Source organism: Methylocaldum gracile (genome assembly GCF_053646815.1).
In genome coordinates, this window is record NZ_CM132196.1 from 1,326,628 (window position 1) to 1,343,817 (window position 17,190).

At 60.8% G+C, this 17,190-nt stretch carries 8 protein-coding genes; 1 reads left to right on the forward strand and 7 read right to left on the reverse strand.

Annotation, left to right across the window (positions count from 1 at the left end; translation table 11 throughout):
• Positions 1-93 precede the first annotated feature (93 nt).
• The 6 genes from ACWJJK_RS05940 to ACWJJK_RS05965 form a co-directional block, all read right to left on the reverse strand.
• On the reverse strand, positions 94-1,017 hold the full coding sequence (locus ACWJJK_RS05940; protein ID WP_454128749.1) for a branched-chain amino acid transaminase: 924 nt from the start codon (positions 1,015-1,017) through the stop codon (positions 94-96).
• A gap of 36 nt (positions 1,018-1,053) precedes the next feature.
• Positions 1,054-3,912, reverse strand: a complete 2,859-nt coding sequence (gene glnE, locus ACWJJK_RS05945; RefSeq protein WP_454128750.1) for a bifunctional [glutamate--ammonia ligase]-adenylyl-L-tyrosine phosphorylase/[glutamate--ammonia-ligase] adenylyltransferase — start codon at positions 3,910-3,912, stop codon at positions 1,054-1,056.
• 51 nt (positions 3,913-3,963) lie between these two features.
• A complete protein-coding gene (locus tag ACWJJK_RS05950; protein ID WP_166642586.1) occupies positions 3,964-4,680 on the reverse strand; it encodes a tetratricopeptide repeat protein in 717 nt (238 codons plus the stop codon).
• 112 nt (positions 4,681-4,792) lie between these two features.
• Positions 4,793-5,392, reverse strand: a complete 600-nt coding sequence (locus ACWJJK_RS05955; RefSeq protein WP_434150161.1) for a hypothetical protein — start codon at positions 5,390-5,392, stop codon at positions 4,793-4,795.
• A gap of 65 nt (positions 5,393-5,457) precedes the next feature.
• Positions 5,458-8,607 carry an error-prone DNA polymerase gene (locus ACWJJK_RS05960; RefSeq protein ID WP_454128751.1) on the reverse strand — a complete coding sequence of 1,050 codons (3,150 nt, stop codon included), beginning with the start codon at positions 8,605-8,607 and terminating at the stop codon, positions 5,458-5,460.
• A 3-nt stretch (positions 8,608-8,610) separates the two neighbouring features.
• On the reverse strand, positions 8,611-12,948 hold the full coding sequence (locus tag ACWJJK_RS05965; RefSeq protein ID WP_454128752.1) for a DEAD/DEAH box helicase: 4,338 nt from the start codon (positions 12,946-12,948) through the stop codon (positions 8,611-8,613).
• A 269-nt stretch (positions 12,949-13,217) separates the two neighbouring features.
• Between ACWJJK_RS05965 and ACWJJK_RS05970 the strand changes: the two genes are divergently transcribed.
• A complete protein-coding gene (locus tag ACWJJK_RS05970) occupies positions 13,218-15,140 on the forward strand; it encodes an ATP-binding protein (protein ID WP_156880408.1) in 1,923 nt (640 codons plus the stop codon).
• Between the two features lie 171 nt (positions 15,141-15,311).
• Here the strand turns inward: ACWJJK_RS05970 and ACWJJK_RS05975 are convergent, their stop codons facing one another.
• Positions 15,312-16,634: an NAD(P)/FAD-dependent oxidoreductase gene (locus ACWJJK_RS05975; RefSeq protein ID WP_156880410.1), complete on the reverse strand. Its 1,323-nt coding sequence runs from the start codon at positions 16,632-16,634 to the stop codon at positions 15,312-15,314.
• Positions 16,635-17,190 lie beyond the last annotated feature (556 nt).

The following is a 17,190-nucleotide window of genomic DNA, read 5'->3' on the forward strand; positions in this document are numbered from 1 at the left end:
CATCCTACGGGCTTTATTGGGGTGAGCAGTTGCCTAGTTAGCAAAGTGGGGTAGGGCGGGAAAATCCCGCCCCGAAGTACGGCTGAGGGTTGATCAGCCCACGTAGCTGAGCCACTCCTGATGGTCGTTACGGCGGCCGTGCACGTAATCGAAATACAGGGTTTGCAGCTTTTCCGTGATCGGTCCGCGTCCGCCTTCGCCGATGGTCCGCCCGTCCACTTCCCGGATGGGGGTTACTTCGGCGGCTGTACCGGTGAAGAAAGCCTCGTCCGCGACATAGACTTCATCGCGGGTAATCCGCTTTTCGACAACTTCCAGCCCGTTCTCCCGGGCGATGGTGAAGACGGTTTCGCGGGTGATGCCTTCCAGCGCCGAGGTCAGGTCCGGCGTATAGAGCTTGCCGCGGCGCACGATGAAGATGTTCTCGCCGCTGCCTTCGGCTACGTAACCCTCGTGATCGAGCAACAAGGCTTCGTCGCAGCCCGCTTCCACGGCTTCCTGAACGGCCAGGATCGAATTCAGATAGTTGCCGTTCGCCTTGGCCTTGCACATGACGCTGTTGACGGAGTTGCGGGTATAGGACGAGGTGCGGACCTTGATGCCGCGCGCCATGTTTTCGGCGCCGAGGTAACTGCCCCATTCCCAGGCGGCGATCATGACATGTACATTGAGCCCCTTGGCGTGCAGGCCCATGCCTTCGGAACCGTAGAAGCACATCGGCCGGATGTAGGCGCTGGACAGGCCGTTCCGGCTTACGGCTTCGCATTGCGCCCGGTCGAGGATGTCCTTGTCGAAAGGAATCTTCATGTTCATGATGTGGGCGGAGCGGAACAGTCGGTCGGTGTGGTCGCGCAGGCGGAAGATCGCCGCGCCCCGGTCGGTCTTGTAAGCCCGAAGACCCTCGAATACGCCGCAGCCGTAATGTAGGGTATGGGTCAGCACGTGAGCCTTTGCGTCTCGCCAGGGCAGCCACTCGCCGTCGAGCCAGATGACGCCGTCTCTGTCATCCATCGCCATCAGTCGTTCTCCGAAATTACCAGTGAATTGAAAAGCTTAGCGTTCCATCACGTTCCGCCAAATCTGCTGCACGCGGGAACGCAGTTCGAAATGTTCATGGGCCGGAACCAGCGCGGGCACTTCAAGCAGCGCAAGCCGGTGGGTACGTTCACGGAAAAGGCAATAGGCCTGCCCTAATAGTCCGGCATCGTCAGAACTTAAAAAACCGGCCTTCGTGAGAGAGTCCAGTAGGCGTACCACGTCGGTCCACTCGGTCAGTTTATTGCAATCGTGAGCACGCGAAAGAACCCCGAATTGTACTATAAACTCGATATCGACGATACCGCCGAAACCTTGCTTCAAATCGAACACGTCGGGGTCTTTTGCCGCCAGATTGGCGCGCATTTTTTCGCGCATTTCGCGAATTTCGGTCCGTAGGGTTTCGGTATCCCGCCCCCGGCACAGAGACTTCTCGCGGATAGTGCCGAACCGTTCGCCGATTTCAGGATCTCCGGCGACGAACCGGGCCTTGACCAGCGCCTGCTGCTCCCAAGTCCAGGCGTTATCCATTTGATAGGTGTCGTATGCGTCGACACTGCTGACCAGAAGGCCGGAACTTCCGGACGGCCGAAGCCGCAAATCCACCTCGTAGAGAATGCCCGCGGGGGTATTCGCCGTCAAAAGATGAATGATGCGCTTGCCCATCCGCGCGAAAAACTCGGCGGTGGTGACCGGCCGCTCGCCATTGGTGAGAGCGCTGTCGACGCCGTCATAGAGGAAGACCAGATCCAGATCCGATCCGTAGCCGAGTTCCAGCCCGCCCATTTTGCCGTAGGCGATCACGCCGAAACCGCCGACTTGGTCGACGCTTGCGCCGGGAGGAACGCCGTGCCGCGCGGCCGTCAGTCGCCAAGCTTGTCGCATGACTTCGTTCACCAGCACTTCGGCGATATAGGTGAGATAGTCGCTGACCACCATGATCGGAATGGCGCCGACGAAATCGGCTGCCGCGACTCTCAAGATGCTGCTTTGCTTGAACTGGCGCAGGCCGATCAGGATTTGTTCGAGATCCTCGGGATCGATCGAGTCGAGCTTCCGGCTCAGTTCCCGTTCCAGTTCCGCCTTCGACAGCGGCGTGTAAAGCGCGCGCGGATCCAGCAATTCGTCCAAAAGCAGCGGGTGCTGGGCGATATAGTTGGTGATCCAGGGGCTTCCCGCCGCCAGCTTGACGAGTTGCGACAGGGCTTGCGGATTTTCCGCCAGAAGAGTCAGGTAGACGTTGCGGCTGGCGATGGCCTCCAACAGCGCGAAAAGCCGTTCCAAGGTGCTCTCGGGCTGTTCGGTCGAGGCCGTGGCGCGAAGCAGCATCGGCATGAGACGGGTGAGTTCCGACGCGCCTCTCGGAGTGAGATTTCTGATCGCATGCGATGCCTGGAAAGTCTCGATGAGTTTTGCGCCGGATTCTGGTGTAGGCCAGCCGAGATTCCGCAATGCCATGTAAATCTGTTCGCGGTCTCCGCTCAATGCGAACGTTTCGCGAGCCTCGGCTTTAACCGGTGCGACGACTTGTTCGAATACCTCGTGCACTTCGCGGCGGACGGTGTCGATGCGCGTCTTGAACGTTTCCCAGTCGGAGAAGCCCATCGCGAAAGCCAGGCTGAGCCGCTGGACCGGGTCGGCGGGAAGATCGTGAGTTTGCCTGTCGGCGTATTGTTGCAGCCGGTTTTCCACCGCGCGGAGAAAGCGGTAGGCTTTCTGTAGTTTTTCGACCGTGGGTTTGGGTAGCAAGCCCAGATCGGCCAGGGTTTCCAGTACGACCTGGATGCGGCGCTCCTGCAGGCGTTTCTCGCGTCCGCCGCGGATCAGTTGAAATGCCTGGCCGATGAACTCGATTTCCCGAATGCCGCCCGGGCCGAGCTTGATGTTTTCCTGGCGGTCCTTGCGTTGCAGTTCCAGCGAGATTTTCTGCTTCAATTCGCGCAATTCGCCGAGCGTTCGGTAATCGAGATAACGCCGATAGACGAAAGGCTTGAGAAATTCCTGAAGTTCGCGTCCGGCTTCGATATCGCCGGCGATGGGGCGCACCTTGACCATGGCGTAGCGTTCCCACTCGCGCGCCTGGCTTTGGTAGTACGCTTCCAAGGCATAGAAGTTCTGAACCAGGGGGCCCGAGTCGCCGAACGGGCGCAAGCGCAGGTCGACGCGGAAGATGAAGCCGTCCTCGGTCTGGGTGTCCAACACCTTGACCAGATTGCGCGCCAGCTTGGTGTAAAACTCGCAGTAGCTGGTTTCGCGCTTGTCCGCCAGAACCCCGTCGTCCCGATAGGCGAAAATCAGATCGATGTCGGACGAGAAATTCAGCTCGAAGGCGCCGAGCTTGCCCATACCCAGCACGACCAGCGATTGCGGCCGGCCTTGCTTGTTGACCGGCGTTCCCTTGGCGGCGCAGGCTTGGCGAAAAAGAAAGTCCAGGCTTTCCTGTACACACACGTCGGCGAGCGCGGATAAATCCCGGAGGGTTTCCGAGAGGCTTGCCCAGCCGGCAATGTCGCGCCAGGCGATGCGCACCATTTCCCGGTTACGGAAGCGGCGCAGAACGGCCATCAACTCCGTTTCGGTAGCTACGCCTTCCAGGAGCTGTCGCAGGTCGCCGCGACAGGTTTCCTCGTCGGTCGAGTTCACCAGCCGGCCCGATTCCAATAAGTCTTTCAGGACCTCCGGCCGGCGGGCGCATTGTTCGGCGACGAAAGGGCTCGCGGCCCAGACCGGACCCAGAGAGCCTTTGATCTTGTCCGGAAACTCGTCGAGTTCGATTCCGAGGTGCGCCGAGTTTGCGGAAAACGCGGCCCAAGCCGAGGCTACCGGCTGTTTGAGCGGTTCGGGCAAGCGCTGCAGAAAATCGGAGTTGTCGGACATAAGACAGTCTTAACGATGATGGAGTGGGTCAGGCCTCGGGACATGATCGTTTCAGGGCTTTTTAGCATCGTTACCGAAAAACGACGTCAAAAAGCTCTGGAAGAAATCCCCGTGCTCGTCCCGCTTTTCGCGTGCGGCTATCAGTGCCTCACGGACTTCTTCCTTCAATTTGGCATCGGAAAGCAACATGTAAGGCCGAATCGGTGCTTTCTCGGCTTTTTCCAAATAAGGCAGGGCCTTGTCATACTCGCCCTGCTGCAACAAAAAGTCGCCGTAAAAATAATTCGAATCCAGGGCGTTCGGATATAGCTTCAAAGCCGCTTCCAGATATTGACGGGCCGAATCGTCGTCTCCGAACGAAATCGGCCAGCCGGGAAGCCGGTAGTAAAGATTGCCGAGGGTGATATAAGCCGATCCTTCCATGGCTCGGGGATCGATGTCTATCGCCTTGATGAGCAGTTCCCGGGCCTCGCTGACCCTGCTCAGCGAGCTCAAACCGACATCCGCAGCGGCGTAGGTGCAGAGGACGATGGCCTCCAGAACCAGCGGATCGGCTTCTTTGGGGTACTGCTCGGACACGGCATGAACCCTGGCCAGAAGGCCTTTGAACTTCTCTGCATGTTCGGATGGCGGCAGGCGGTAAAAAATCTCCGCCCATTCGTCTTCAAGACGCCGGACGGCCTCATGTACGCCCGATTCGGCCTTCGAGTGGCTGGTACCGGGGAGAATAACAGCTAACAAGGCGAGTACGAGATGTAAGGATTTCAAATGCAAATTTTCAGCAGTGGGCGATGAAACAAGCATTCTAACAATCGAGGATCGGGTGGTTAATGAGGAATGTCTATAGATTCTCGAGGTGGCGGCCGGTCCGATTGACTGGCTACGGCTGATCGGATTTTTCGTTGCCGAAATTTCTTCTCGTTTTTTCTATCTCTCGCCGATAAGTCTCGGCGTCGCCGTAATCGAGAAACCGGCCGTATGAGGAGTGGGGCGATTTGATGCGGCGCGCGTGTTTGATGGGACACCAGTGCAGTTCGGTGCGGGCGGCAATCTCGCGGACGTACGCGAGAAGGCCGTTACCGTAGGAACAGTACGCGCAATTGAGTTTTTCGATCAGATTCAGATAAGCCAATCGTCCTCGGTCGAAGACCAGGTAATCGCCGCGTTTTACCTTAGGAATGCCGTAAATCGGGAAGCAAACCGCCTGGTATAGCGTGACGGCCAGATCCAGAAGGACGAAAGGGACGATCAATGAGTAAATGATCGGCGTGGTGAGCAGCGTGAGCGGGTTGGCCCTGACGATGTACTTGGTCAGGCTCGCCTTGAGTCTGCGGTGCTCCCGCAACAGTTCGTGGGCATAATCGATCCTGCCGTTGCGGAGCTTGATCCGGAATTCTTCCCTATGTTTGGCCAGTTCGGCTTCGAGTTCCTCTTCGAGCGCTTGGATGTTTTCGATCAGGGTCGCGATTCGTGGGTTCATGAGGTGCTCGAAGAGACGGGAAAATGGATCGTCTACGATAGCACGAAAGTCGCAGATTCAGCCGGCTAATGAAAATCCCGGCAGGGCACGCTCAAGTTACCCAGCCAGTGGCTCAAGTCTTCCAGCCGGCCGGCAACGAGGTGCAACACGTCGTCTTCTTCCTGCACCGTGCCGTGCACGGCGAGGAGTTCCGCTTGCAGAACGATGTGGCGCTGCCGCTGGACCAGGCTGGGCCAGACGATGACATTGGTCTGGCCGGTTTCGTCTTCGAGGGTGAGAAAGATGACGCCGGAAGCGGTCATCGGGCGCTGCCGGCAGATGACAAGGCCGGCGGTGCGCGCGAAGCATCCGTGGCCCAGTGCGCGCAATTCCTCGGCACTGAGCAGGCGCCGTGCGGCGAGCCGGGAACGCAGCAGAGTCAAGGGATGGCGGCGCAGGGTGAGTCCGGTGGACGCGTAATCGGCGACGATGTTTTCGCCCTCGCGGGGCGGACGCAGCAAGGGCTCGCCCTCGTCGAACGCCGGCTGGCCGAACAGCGGCGTGGGGCGTTCGTGCGCGCTCATGTCCCAAAACGCGCGATGCCGGTGGCCGGCGAGTCCGTGCAAGGCATCGGCCGCGGCCAATGCTTCGGAATCACGGCGGTCGAGTTTTGCGCGGGCGATCAGGTCGGCGGCATCGGCAAAGGGCTTCTCCAGCCGGGCGGCGACGATGCCTTCGGCGCCTTGCCGCGACAAACCTTTCATCAGGCGCAGGCCGAGGCGGAGGGCGGATGGTTCGGGGGGCGACCCTTCGAGTGTGCAATCGTAATCGCTGTACCGCACGTCGACTGGGCGGACATCCACGCCGTGACGGCGCGCATCCTGAACGAGCTGGGCGGGAGCGTAAAAGCCCATGGGCTGGCTGTTGAGCAGCGCGCAAGTGAAAGCAGCGGGATGATGGCATTTCAGCCAGGCCGAAACATATACCAATAAGGCGAAGCTGGCGGAATGCGATTCCGGAAAGCCGTATTCGCCGAAACCCTGAATCTGCCGGTAGATCTGCTCCGCGAACTCGGCGCTGTAGCCGCGTTCGCGCATGCCTTCGATCAGACGGCTTTCGAATTTTTCCAAACCGCCGCGCCGGTGCCAGGCCGCCATCGCGCGGCGGAGCTGGTCCGCCTCGCCGGCGCTGAAACCGGCGGCCACCATGGCGATCTGCATGACTTGTTCCTGGAAGATGGGGACGCCCAGGGTGCGCTCGAGCACTTTTTTCACGTCGGGACCGGGATAAGTGACCGGTTCCCGGCCGCTGCGCCGCGCCAGATAAGGGTGGACCATATCGCCCTGAATGGGGCCGGGGCGCACGATCGCCACCTGGATGACCAGGTCGTAGTAGTTTTCAGGTTTCAAGCGGGGCAGCATGGCCATTTGGGCGCGGGATTCCACCTGAAACACCCCAAGGCTGTCGGCCCGTTGCAGCATGGCGTAGACCGCCGGATCTTCCGCCGGAATGCGGTCCAGGCTCAGTGCTTCACCGCGCCAGTTGCTCACATAATCGAGCGCCTTGCGGATGGCGGTCAGCATGCCTAAGGCGAGAACGTCCACCTTGAGCAGGCCGAGCGCTTCCAGATCGTCCTTGTCCCATTGAATCACGGTGCGTTCAGGCATCGCCGCGTTTTCCACCGGCACCAAGCGCGGCAAGGCGTCCGCCGCGATGACGAAGCCGCCGGTGTGTTGCGACAGATGGCGCGGAAAGCCGCGCAATTGCCGGACCAATCCGGCGAGCAGGCGGAGTTTCGGATTCTTAGGGTCGAAGCCGGCGGCTTGGAGGCGTTCGGTATCCACACCGTCGCCGCTCAAAAAATGGGCGGCTCCGGCCAGATGGTCGATCTGCTCGCGGCTGAAGCCTAACGCCTTGGCCACGTCGCGCACCGCGCTGCGGGTCCGGTAAGTGATGACGCTGGCGGCCAGGGCGGCGCGCTGCCGGCCGTATTTGCGGTAGATGTATTGGATGACTTCCTCGCGCCGCTCGTGCTCGAAATCCACGTCGATGTCGGGCGGTTCGTTCCGCTCACGGGAGATGAAGCGCTCGAACAAAAGATCGAGACGCCCCGGATCGACTTCGGTGATGCCTAGGCAATAGCAGACCGCCGAGTTGGCGGCCGAACCGCGACCCTGGCAGAGAATGCTCTGCTCGCGGGCGAAGCGGACGATGTCTTGAATGGTGAGGAAATAGGGCTCATAGGCGAGATCGGCGATCAAAGAGAGTTCGTGTTCGATTTGCCGCCGCACCTTGTCGGGAGCGCCGTCAGGCCAGCGGCGCCTGACACCTTCCTCGGTCAAATGACGCAGCCAACTCTTTGGTGTATGGCCTTCCGGTACCAGTTCGGCCGGATATTCGTAGCGGAGTTCATCGAGCGAAAACCGGCATCGTTCGGCGATGCGCACGGCTTCCGCCAGCAGCTCCGGGGGATAGAGCCGGGCCAGGCGGGACAGCGGGCGGAGATGACGCTCGCCGTTCGGGAACAGCGCGTAGCCGAGCTCGGAAAGCGGCCGGTTCAGGCGAATGGCGGTGAGCGTGTCTTGCAGAGGCTGCCGTTCCGGGCTGTGCATGTGCACATCGTTGCAGGCCACCAAAGGCAGTCCCAGATCGCTGCCGAGCCGGCAAAGGCGATTCAGCCGTTCCCGGTCCGTTCCGCTCAGGAACAGCTCCACGCCGATCCAAAGACGGCCGGAAAAACGCTCCTTAAGCCAGACGCCTTGTTCCGGTTGCGGCGTTTCGCCCGGCAGCCATAGCGCCAGGCAATGGTCCAGCGGGTGTCGTTCCAGTATGAGGCGGTCCAGCCGGTAATGGCCTTTGGGCGCATTCATCCGGGCTGCGGTGATGAGGCCGGAAAGCTGCGCGTAGCCTTCCCGATCGGTGGCCAGCAGCACCAGCTTGAGCCCGTCTTCCAATCGCAAACGGTCGTCCGGGGAAGGGGCTGGCCGGCGCTCCCGGCCAGGTCGTTTGCGATTGGAGCGTCGAACCGATCCTTCCAATCGGAATTCGCTGCCGACGATCAGCTTCAAGCCGTGACGGCGCGCCTCCAGATGAGCTTTTACCACTCCGCCCAGGGAGCATTCGTCGGTCAGCGCCAGTGCGGTATAGCCGAGGCGGGCTGCCGTTTCGACCAGCTCTTCCGGGTGCGAGGCGCCGCGCAGGAAGCTGTAATTGCTGAGGCAATGGAGTTCGGCCATATCCTATGACGCCGAGCCGAGATAAGCCCGCAGCTGCGGTGGGACGGTCCTTTGCGTCAGCCGGTTCTTGAACTCCCACTCCCGGTGTTTTTCCACCGAAACCAGGAATTGTGTTTCCTTGCCGGCGTGCAGGGCTGTCGGGATGCCGTCCCGGAACAGCACGCGATTGCCCGGGAGCGCGGGGATTTTCGCGCCGGGCGTGACGATGCCGACGAGATTCAGCGGATCGACGGCGCTGAGCGTGACCAAGGTTTCGGTGTCTTTCTCCTTGCGCACCGCGCGCAGGGCTTCCACGGCTTCGGGCAGGGCGAACTGCTCGCCGAAATGGCCGGCCACGAAGCGTCCTCCGCGTATTTCGCCGCGCGCTTCCAGACGCCGGTAAATGCGTAGGAGATCCTGCCAGGGCGGCGCGACGGTCTCGCGGGCCAACAGCGCCCGAAACACGACGCCATAGCGCTTGAGCAGTGTGCCGGCGATATGCTCGACGGCTTCCTGATCGGCCGACTCGGATGCGTTCTCGTCGAGTAGCAAGGGCGGCTGCACGAGCGTCCAGCGCCCGGCTTCCGCCATTCCGAAGGAAAGTCCCCGATAGCGCTGCTTTTTTTGCTCGGGGATCAGCAGGGCGCGCAGCCCCATGAAACTGTCCGAGGCGACCCACCCGCGCGCCACCAGTTCCGCCAGCGTGTTTTCCAGCTGGGTCGGCAGTAGACCTGTCCACTGCGCCAGTTCTTCGAAAAAGAGAGCGCCGCGGGTTTTCAGGATATCCGCTACGTGCCGTGCGGCGGGCGACAGCTCGGTTGACTCGCTTTGAACGGCGAACTGCCGCCAGTACGATAGATGACGCCGGGCTATGAGCGCCATGGGCGAGGATTTGACGGGCCCTTGGCCGCCTTTGGCGGCGGAAAGCCGGGTCCAGACAATCTTGCCCGAAAGACACAGGGCGTCGAGCCAGGCCGGGTCGTAATCGGCAATTCGCGCCGGCAGCACATCGCCTTCCCAGGCAACCGCGGCCGCCTCGAAGCCTTCCAGTTGGGCCAGGACCGCCGCGAGGGCTTGCGCGCCCTGCATGCGGTTTTCGGGATGCACGTGCTGCCAGCGGAACAGGAAACGCATGAAATCGGCGCTGGGCACCGGTTCGATTTCCTGGCGCAGACGGTTGATGGTGTAGCGGTGGATGCGCGCCAGAAGGCGCCTTTCGCACCATTCTTCCGTGCCGGCTCCTGGCGTATACGACCCGCGCAGGACGAAGCCTTCGTTCTGCAGCGCCAGGAGAGCATACTCGACGCGGCCGACGGGAAGAGCCATGGCTTCCGCCAGTTCCGCCGCCGTGACCGGCCCGGTGCAGTCGATGCGCGCGCGGACGATTTCCTTCAGCGCGTCTTCCGGCGTCCAGGTTTGCTCCAGATACTCCGGCGGCAGTTGTGCCGCATAACCGATGCCAGCCGACGAGGAGCCATCGGCCTGCGCATACACCGCCTGGAATTGCGGCAAGCGCTCGGCCGCAATCCAAAGAATGTTGCCGCTCGCTACATGCAATTCCGCCACGCGCCCTTGCAGCTTCAACTCCCGAAAGAATGCTTCCCAGCCGATTTCCGCTTCGGATTGCTGGAGAAAGCCCAGCATCTGCAAGGCGTCGTGCAGCTCGTCGGCGTTGGAGGCCTCGGGCCAGGCTTCCTGCCGCACCCGGTCGATGGCCGCCTGGTCGAGACGTCCGAGGTCCGCGGCTTCGGAAGGATCGAGCCAGCGGCGGCTGGCCACCGCGCGGGTCCGGCGCTCTTCCAGGGGAGCTCCGTCCAGAAAGCTGTAGACCTTGGAATTGACGATTTCGGCGGCGAGCGGCGAGGGTTCGGTCAGATCGCGGCACACCACGCGGATCGCGCCGCTTTCGATCCCGCCGATCACCTCGATCAACCGGTCGATGTCCATGGCTTCGGTCAGGCAATCGTGCACGGTCTGGTTGACCAGCGGATGATCGGGCACCTCCCGGTCGCCGACGATGTTCTCGAAGCACGCGAGCTGGTCGGGAAACACGCAGGTGACGAGGTCTTCCGCCTGCATGCGGAGGAGATAGGGGGGCGTCTTACGGCCGCCCTGAAAGCGCTTGAGCGCGAGCGAGCAGACGGCGTTCCAGCGCCAGCGCACGTTGAACATCGGGGCCGCGAGCAGCGCCTGCACCAACAAATCGCGCACGGTGTTGGCGTTCAGGAAACGCGTGACGTCCTCCAGCGGAAAGCTTTGCGAGACGCCCAGTGACAGGATGATGGCGTTCTCGGTGGCGGCGGCTTGCAGCTCGAAGTTGAAGGTACGGCAGAAGCGCTTGCGCAGGGCGAGTCCCCAGCCGCGATTGACCCGGCTGCCGTAGGGCGCGTGAATGATGAACTGCATGCCGCCCGATTCGTCGAAGAAACGTTCGAACACCAGGGTGTCCAAGGTGGGCAGTGTGCTTAGGGCCAGCTTGGCCGCGGCCAGGTAGTTGACGGCCTGCACTGCGGCCAGCGACGACACGCCGACCTCCTTTTCGAGAAAGGCATTGGCGGCGGGTAGATTCAGGTTCTTATCCGGGCCTACAAAGCCTGTATCGAACGGCCTTTCCAAGCGCTCCTCGATTTCCCGCCGGAGCCGCGCCACCGCGTAAGACAGCTCATGAGTCCGCCCTGGCGCTTCGCCGAACCAGAACGGGATATTGGGCGGCTGATGTCGGGCATCCTCCACGCGCAAGGTGCCGGCTTCGAGCCGCAAGACCCGCCAGCTCGCGTTGCCGAGCTGGAAAATGTCGCCGGCCAGGCTTTCGATGGCGAAATCTTCGTCCACGGTGCCGATGAATTCCCCGGAGGGTTCCAGGATCACGCGGTATTCGGCGTTGTCCGGAATCGCCCCGCCGCAGGTCACGGCGGTGAGTCTCGCGCCTCTCCGGGCCCGCAAGCGCTTGTGGATGCCGTCCCGGTGCAAATAGGCGCCGCGCGGCCCGCGCCGGGTACTGAAGCCCTCCGCCAGCATCTTGACGATTTCGTCGAACTCTTGCCGGCTCAGTTCGCGGTAGGGAAACGCGCGGCACACGGTGCGGTAAAGCTCGTCCTCCGACCAGTCCGCCGCGGCCACCATTGCGACGATCTGCTGAGCCAGGACATCCACGGGCTTTTGCGGCATGATCAAGCGATCCAGATCGCCTCGTCGTATCGCATCGATCAGAGCGATGCATTCGATGAGATCGTCCCGGCTGGCCGGGAACAGCCGGCCCTTGGGCAGACCTCCTGCAAAGTGCCCGGAACGGCCCACTCGCTGCAGAAAGGTGGAGATCGAGCCGGTGGTTCCCAGTTGGCAAACCAGGTCCACGTCGCCCACGTCGATGCCGAGTTCCAAGGAGGCGGTGGCGACCAGCGCTTTCAGCTTCCCCGTTTTCAGCCGGTGCTCGGCGGAAAGCCGCTGCTCCCGCGACAGGCTGCCGTGGTGCGAGGTGACGTGTTCCTCGCCCAGCCGTTCGCTCAGGGCGCGAGCCACCCGTTCCGCCATGCGGCGCGTGTTGACGAAGATCAGCGTGGTCTTGTGCGCCTCGATCAAGGTCGTCATGCGGTCGTAGATTTCCTTGGCCGCTTGCTGGGAGAGCACCGCCTCCAGCGGCGAATCGGGCAGCTCGATGGCCAGGTCGAGTCGGCGCCGGTGGCCGGTATCGATGATGCGGCAATTGGTCCCGCCGGTCAGAAAGCTTGCGACCGATTCGATGGGGTTCTGGGTTGCGGAGAGACCGATGCGGGCGAGGCGGTGCTCGACCAGTCGTTCCAGCCGTTCCAGCGACAAGGCCAGGTGCGATCCGCGCTTGCTGCCCACCACCGCATGGATTTCGTCGACGATCACCGTCCGAACGGTTTTCAGCATTCGCCTCCCGCCTTCGCTGGTGAGAAGGATATAAACCGACTCGGGAGTGGTCACCAGAATATGCGGCGGATGCTTGTTCATAGCCGCCCGAGCGAGTGCCGGGGTGTCGCCGGTGCGGACCTGGGAGCGAATCGCCACGTTTGTCGAGCCGAGTTCGAATAGCCTGGTGTTGATTCCGTCCAGCGGCGCTTCGAGGTTCTTGTGGATATCGTTGCTCAGCGCCTTGAGCGGCGAGATGTAGAGCACGCGGGTTTCTTCCGGCAAACCGAAGACTTCGCCTTCCCTAACCAGATCGTCTATGGCGGCCAGAAACGCCGCGAGGGTTTTGCCGGAACCGGTGGGCGCGGCAATCAGCGTATGCCGGCCGGATTTAATGGCGTCCCAGGCTTCGGTCTGGCATTCGGTCGGCGCGGGGAAGGCGTCCCGGAACCAAGCCGAGACAGCTGGGTGAAATCGATCGAGAATCATGGAACTACGTTACCCCAAAGCGGACGGCAATCTCAATCAGGCTTATCGTCGCGGCCGGGCGATCGCGCAGTTTTCACCCTCTCCCTCTGGGAGAGGGTGAAAACGACGCCGCACCGGGACCCTTTGACCGATGTCCCAGTTTTGTTATAGCGGTTTCGGTCAAGGTATCGTATTTTCCGCGGCAGTCGATTTTACGGTTTCGATTTCATCCGAAGAGATTCGGATCAATAAGGGCTACCTCCTTGCACAGATTTCCAATCAGACGGATTTTGAGTAACGGCTATGTTGTAGCGGCATTGGCGACAGCAACCATAGTGATCGTTCAGTATTTCCTGCTGCCGCTTTTCATGGGATCGCCTCCTTTGCTTCTCTTCCTGCTCGGAGTGGCGCTTGCGGCCTGGTACGGCAGCTTTAGGGCGGGACTTTTTGCCACCGTGTTGAGCACCTTGGCGAGTATCTTCTATTTGATCGAGCCTCTCCATTCATGGCAGATCGTGGAACAAAGGGAGTGGCTCAGAACCTTGCTGCTGTTGAGCGTGGGCGCTGTGCTCAGCCTGATGGTTTCGCTTCTGCGTAGCGGAGAACGAAAGGCGCTCCTCGAGGTGCTGCGGCAAAAGGAACGACTCGAGCGGGAAATCGTCGAGCGCCAGCGGGCCGAACAGGCGCTGAACGCGGCGCATACCGAGGTCGTGAACGAGCGCAGCCGGCTCGAAGCCATCATGGAAACCTTGCCCGTGGGTGTGGCCATCCTGGACGCACAAGGCGGCATCATCGGCACCAACCGAGCCGTCGATCAGGTTTGGGGCGGGCCGTGTCCGCCCGTACGGTCGGTCAGCGATTATGCCGTCTTTAAAGCGTGGTGGGTGGATACCGACGAGCGCGTCCGGCCGGAGGATTGGGCCCCGGCGCAAGTCTTGAAAAAAGGAGAGCCGGTCGTCGGGCAGCTGATGGAAATTCTACGTTTCGACGGCGTTCGGGCCATTGTTCACAACAGCGCCGCACCCATCCGCGACGCTACAGGTCGCATCGCGGGCGCCGCGGTGGTGGTTATGGACATCAGCGAAAGCGTCAAGCGGGAACAGGCGTTGCGGGAGAGTGAGGAGCGGTACCGATTGGCGATCGATGCCGCGCAGATGGGTACCTGGGATTGGGATCTCGGCAGCCGGAAAGTCGTGGGGAATCCTCGTCATGCCGCGCTTTTTGGCTACCCGCCCAAGGAGACGGTGATGGACGAAGGAATGATTTCCGATCGGATACATCCGGAGGATTTGCCGCATGTCGCGGCCACCGTCGACGAGGCGAGGGAAGGTCACACCCGCTATGACTGCGATTTCCGCATTGTCTGGCCGGACGGTTCGGTTCGATGGGTTTCGTCGATCGGAGATTTCCACTATGACGCCCATGGCACTCCGGTGCGCATGATCGGGGTGTTGCGGGACATTACCGACCGTAAACAGGCGGAGGAAGCGCTTCGCGATGCCGACCGGCAAAAGAACGAATTCATCGCCATGCTCGGACACGAACTCCGGAATCCGCTGGCGCCTATCCGGAATGCGGTTCATCTGATGCGCAAGCTGGATACTCCCGATCCCAATCTGCGGTGGGCGCGCGATGTGGTCGACCGGCAAGTCGATCATCTGGCTCGCTTGGTGAGCGATCTGTTGGATGTGTCGCGAATCGTGCAAGGCAAACTCACGCTTCAAATCACTCTGGTCGATCTCGTGACGGTCATCAACCAGGCTGTCGAAACCAGTCAGCCGCTGATCGAGTCCAGACACCACACGCTTTCGGTCGCGATGCCCGAAGAGCCGGTGTATCTCGAAGGTGACCACGTGCGCTTGGTTCAAGTCGTTTCGAATCTTCTCGACAATGCTGCCAAGTACACGCCGGAAGGCGGCAGAATTTGGCTTGCCGCAGTCGCCGAGAACGGGGAAGCGATCATCTCCATCCGCGATACCGGCGAAGGAATCTCCAGCGCATTACTGCCCCATCTTTTCGATGCATTCACCCAAGCCGCGAGAACGCTGGACCGAGCGCAAGGCGGGCTCGGACTGGGTTTGATGATCGTTCAGAAAATCATCGAGATGCACGGGGGAAACGTCGAAGTCAAAAGCGAAGGGCTCGGCAAAGGCAGCGAATTCGTAATACGCTTGCCGCTCTGCGAGCAGGTGTGCGTGGTTCCCGGATTGTAGGATGCGGTTTGTGCCTCACCGCATCCTACGTTCTCGTTTCTTGATTACAAGTCGGTTTGTAGGATGTGGTGACCGAAGTGAACCGCATCAATCGCGAACGATGCGCTTCCAATCGCAAACGGTCGCTTTAGTCGCGACCCTTCCTTCGTCAGCACATCCTATAGACGAGGCTCAATGCAGCTTGATCTTCGGCCTCAATCTCCGCCGGAAGAATCCCGAGACCATCAGCATGCTGACCCGGATCGGTCCGAATAGCGCCAGTTGGTGCATCTTGTAGAGCGAAAGGTAAACCAGCCGGGCTATCAGGCCCTCGATCATCACCGTGCCCATCAGATTGCCCATCAGATTGCCGACGGTGCTGTATTTGCCGAGCGATACCAGCGAGCCGTAGTCCTTGTATCGGTAGGTGAGCATGGACTTGCCCTCCAGTTTTCGACGGAGATTCTTCAGGACGAGGGTGGCTTGCTGATGGGCGGATTGGGCGCGTGGCGGAACGGTGGAGTTTTTTTCCGGCCAAGGGCAGGCGGCGCAGTCGCCGATGGCGAAGATGTTGTCGTCGACGGTGGTTTGCAGGGTGGGGCGGACCACGACCTGGTTGATCCGGTTGGTTTCGAGATCCGCGATGGTCTTGAGAAAATCGGGTGCTTTGACGCCGGCAGCCCAGACTTTCAGCGCCGCCGGGATGAATCGGCCGCTTTGGGTCTTCATGCCGTCCTTGGTAACTTCCACCACACGCTCGCCGAGATGGACCTGAATGCCGAGTTTTTCCAGCTGTTTGAGCGTGGATTTGGAGAGGCGCTCGGGCAGTTCCGGGAGCAATCGGTCGGCGGCCTCGATGATGTGAATCTGGAGGTCGGACGGCTTCACGTTATCGAGCCCGTAGGCGCTCAATAGCCGTGTGGCCTGATGAAGCTGGGCGGACAGCTCGATGCCCGTGGCGCCTCCGCCGACGATGGCGACGTCCAATTGACCGGTTTCCTTGACGCCTCCGGTGGCGTGGGCGTGGAAATACGCTTCCAGCAGCCGGTTTTGGAACTGTTCCGCCTGGTCGGTGGTATCCAGGAACAGGCAATGTTCGGCCACGCCGGTGATGCCGAAATCGTTGCAGATGCTGCCCACGGCGATGACCAGCATGTCGTAGGGATGGGTGCGGGGCGGCATGATTTCTTCGCCCTTTTCGTTCACCATCGCCGCCAGATGGACTTGTTTGTTGGTGCGATCGAGACCGTCCATGCGGCCCAATACGTACCGGAAACCGTTGCTGCTCGCCTGGGCTAGATAATCCAGTTCGTCGTCGTGGGAATCCAGGGTGCCGGCGGCCACTTCGTGCAGCAGCGGTTTCCAGATGTGAGTGCGGCTGCAATCGATCAGCGTGATATCGGCCTTCTTCCGGCCAAGGCTCTTGCCGAGCTGCGTAACCAGTTCCAGACCGCCGGCGCCGCCGCCGACCACCACGATCCTGGGCCGGTTTTCACTTGTTTTAGATTCGCTCATATCCTCTCCCCCCTTTTTTAATAGATGACTGATCTAAGACTGGAATAAGCCGGTCTTGCCCCCTTGAAAGGGCGGTACCCGTTCCCGGCATTTTCGCGTCTTGCCGAAAATGTGATGCTTATCCCGTGCGTAATTCTTTTCCGGTGCTTTGCTTGGTATAAGCATCTGTCTGAAGCGGCGTTGATGGGACGGCTGCGTAAATCCGCTGAAACAATCGATGAGTCTACGCTGTTATCGATGGCGAATTGATCGGTATGCCAAAACCGCTAGTCCAAACTGTGATAGCGGAAAAATGCGACATCGAGCGCCTCCCGAATATTCGCTGAAGCCGGCTCCCCCGGCCCGCTGGCGGTCCGGATTGAGTCGCGCCGATGACGGATTACCGTGAGATGTTCGGCCGCTGCGGATTCTGCCACAGCCGAAGGTCCGATGTCTTTAATCCGGTGTGCGTCGAGGAACGCGGTGGATGTTCGTCTTAGCCCTTGCTAATATTCGAGCATAGGATTTGGTTATCGGTTGGCTGAAGAACTAGCGATGAGTCGGTTTGTCTTACGGA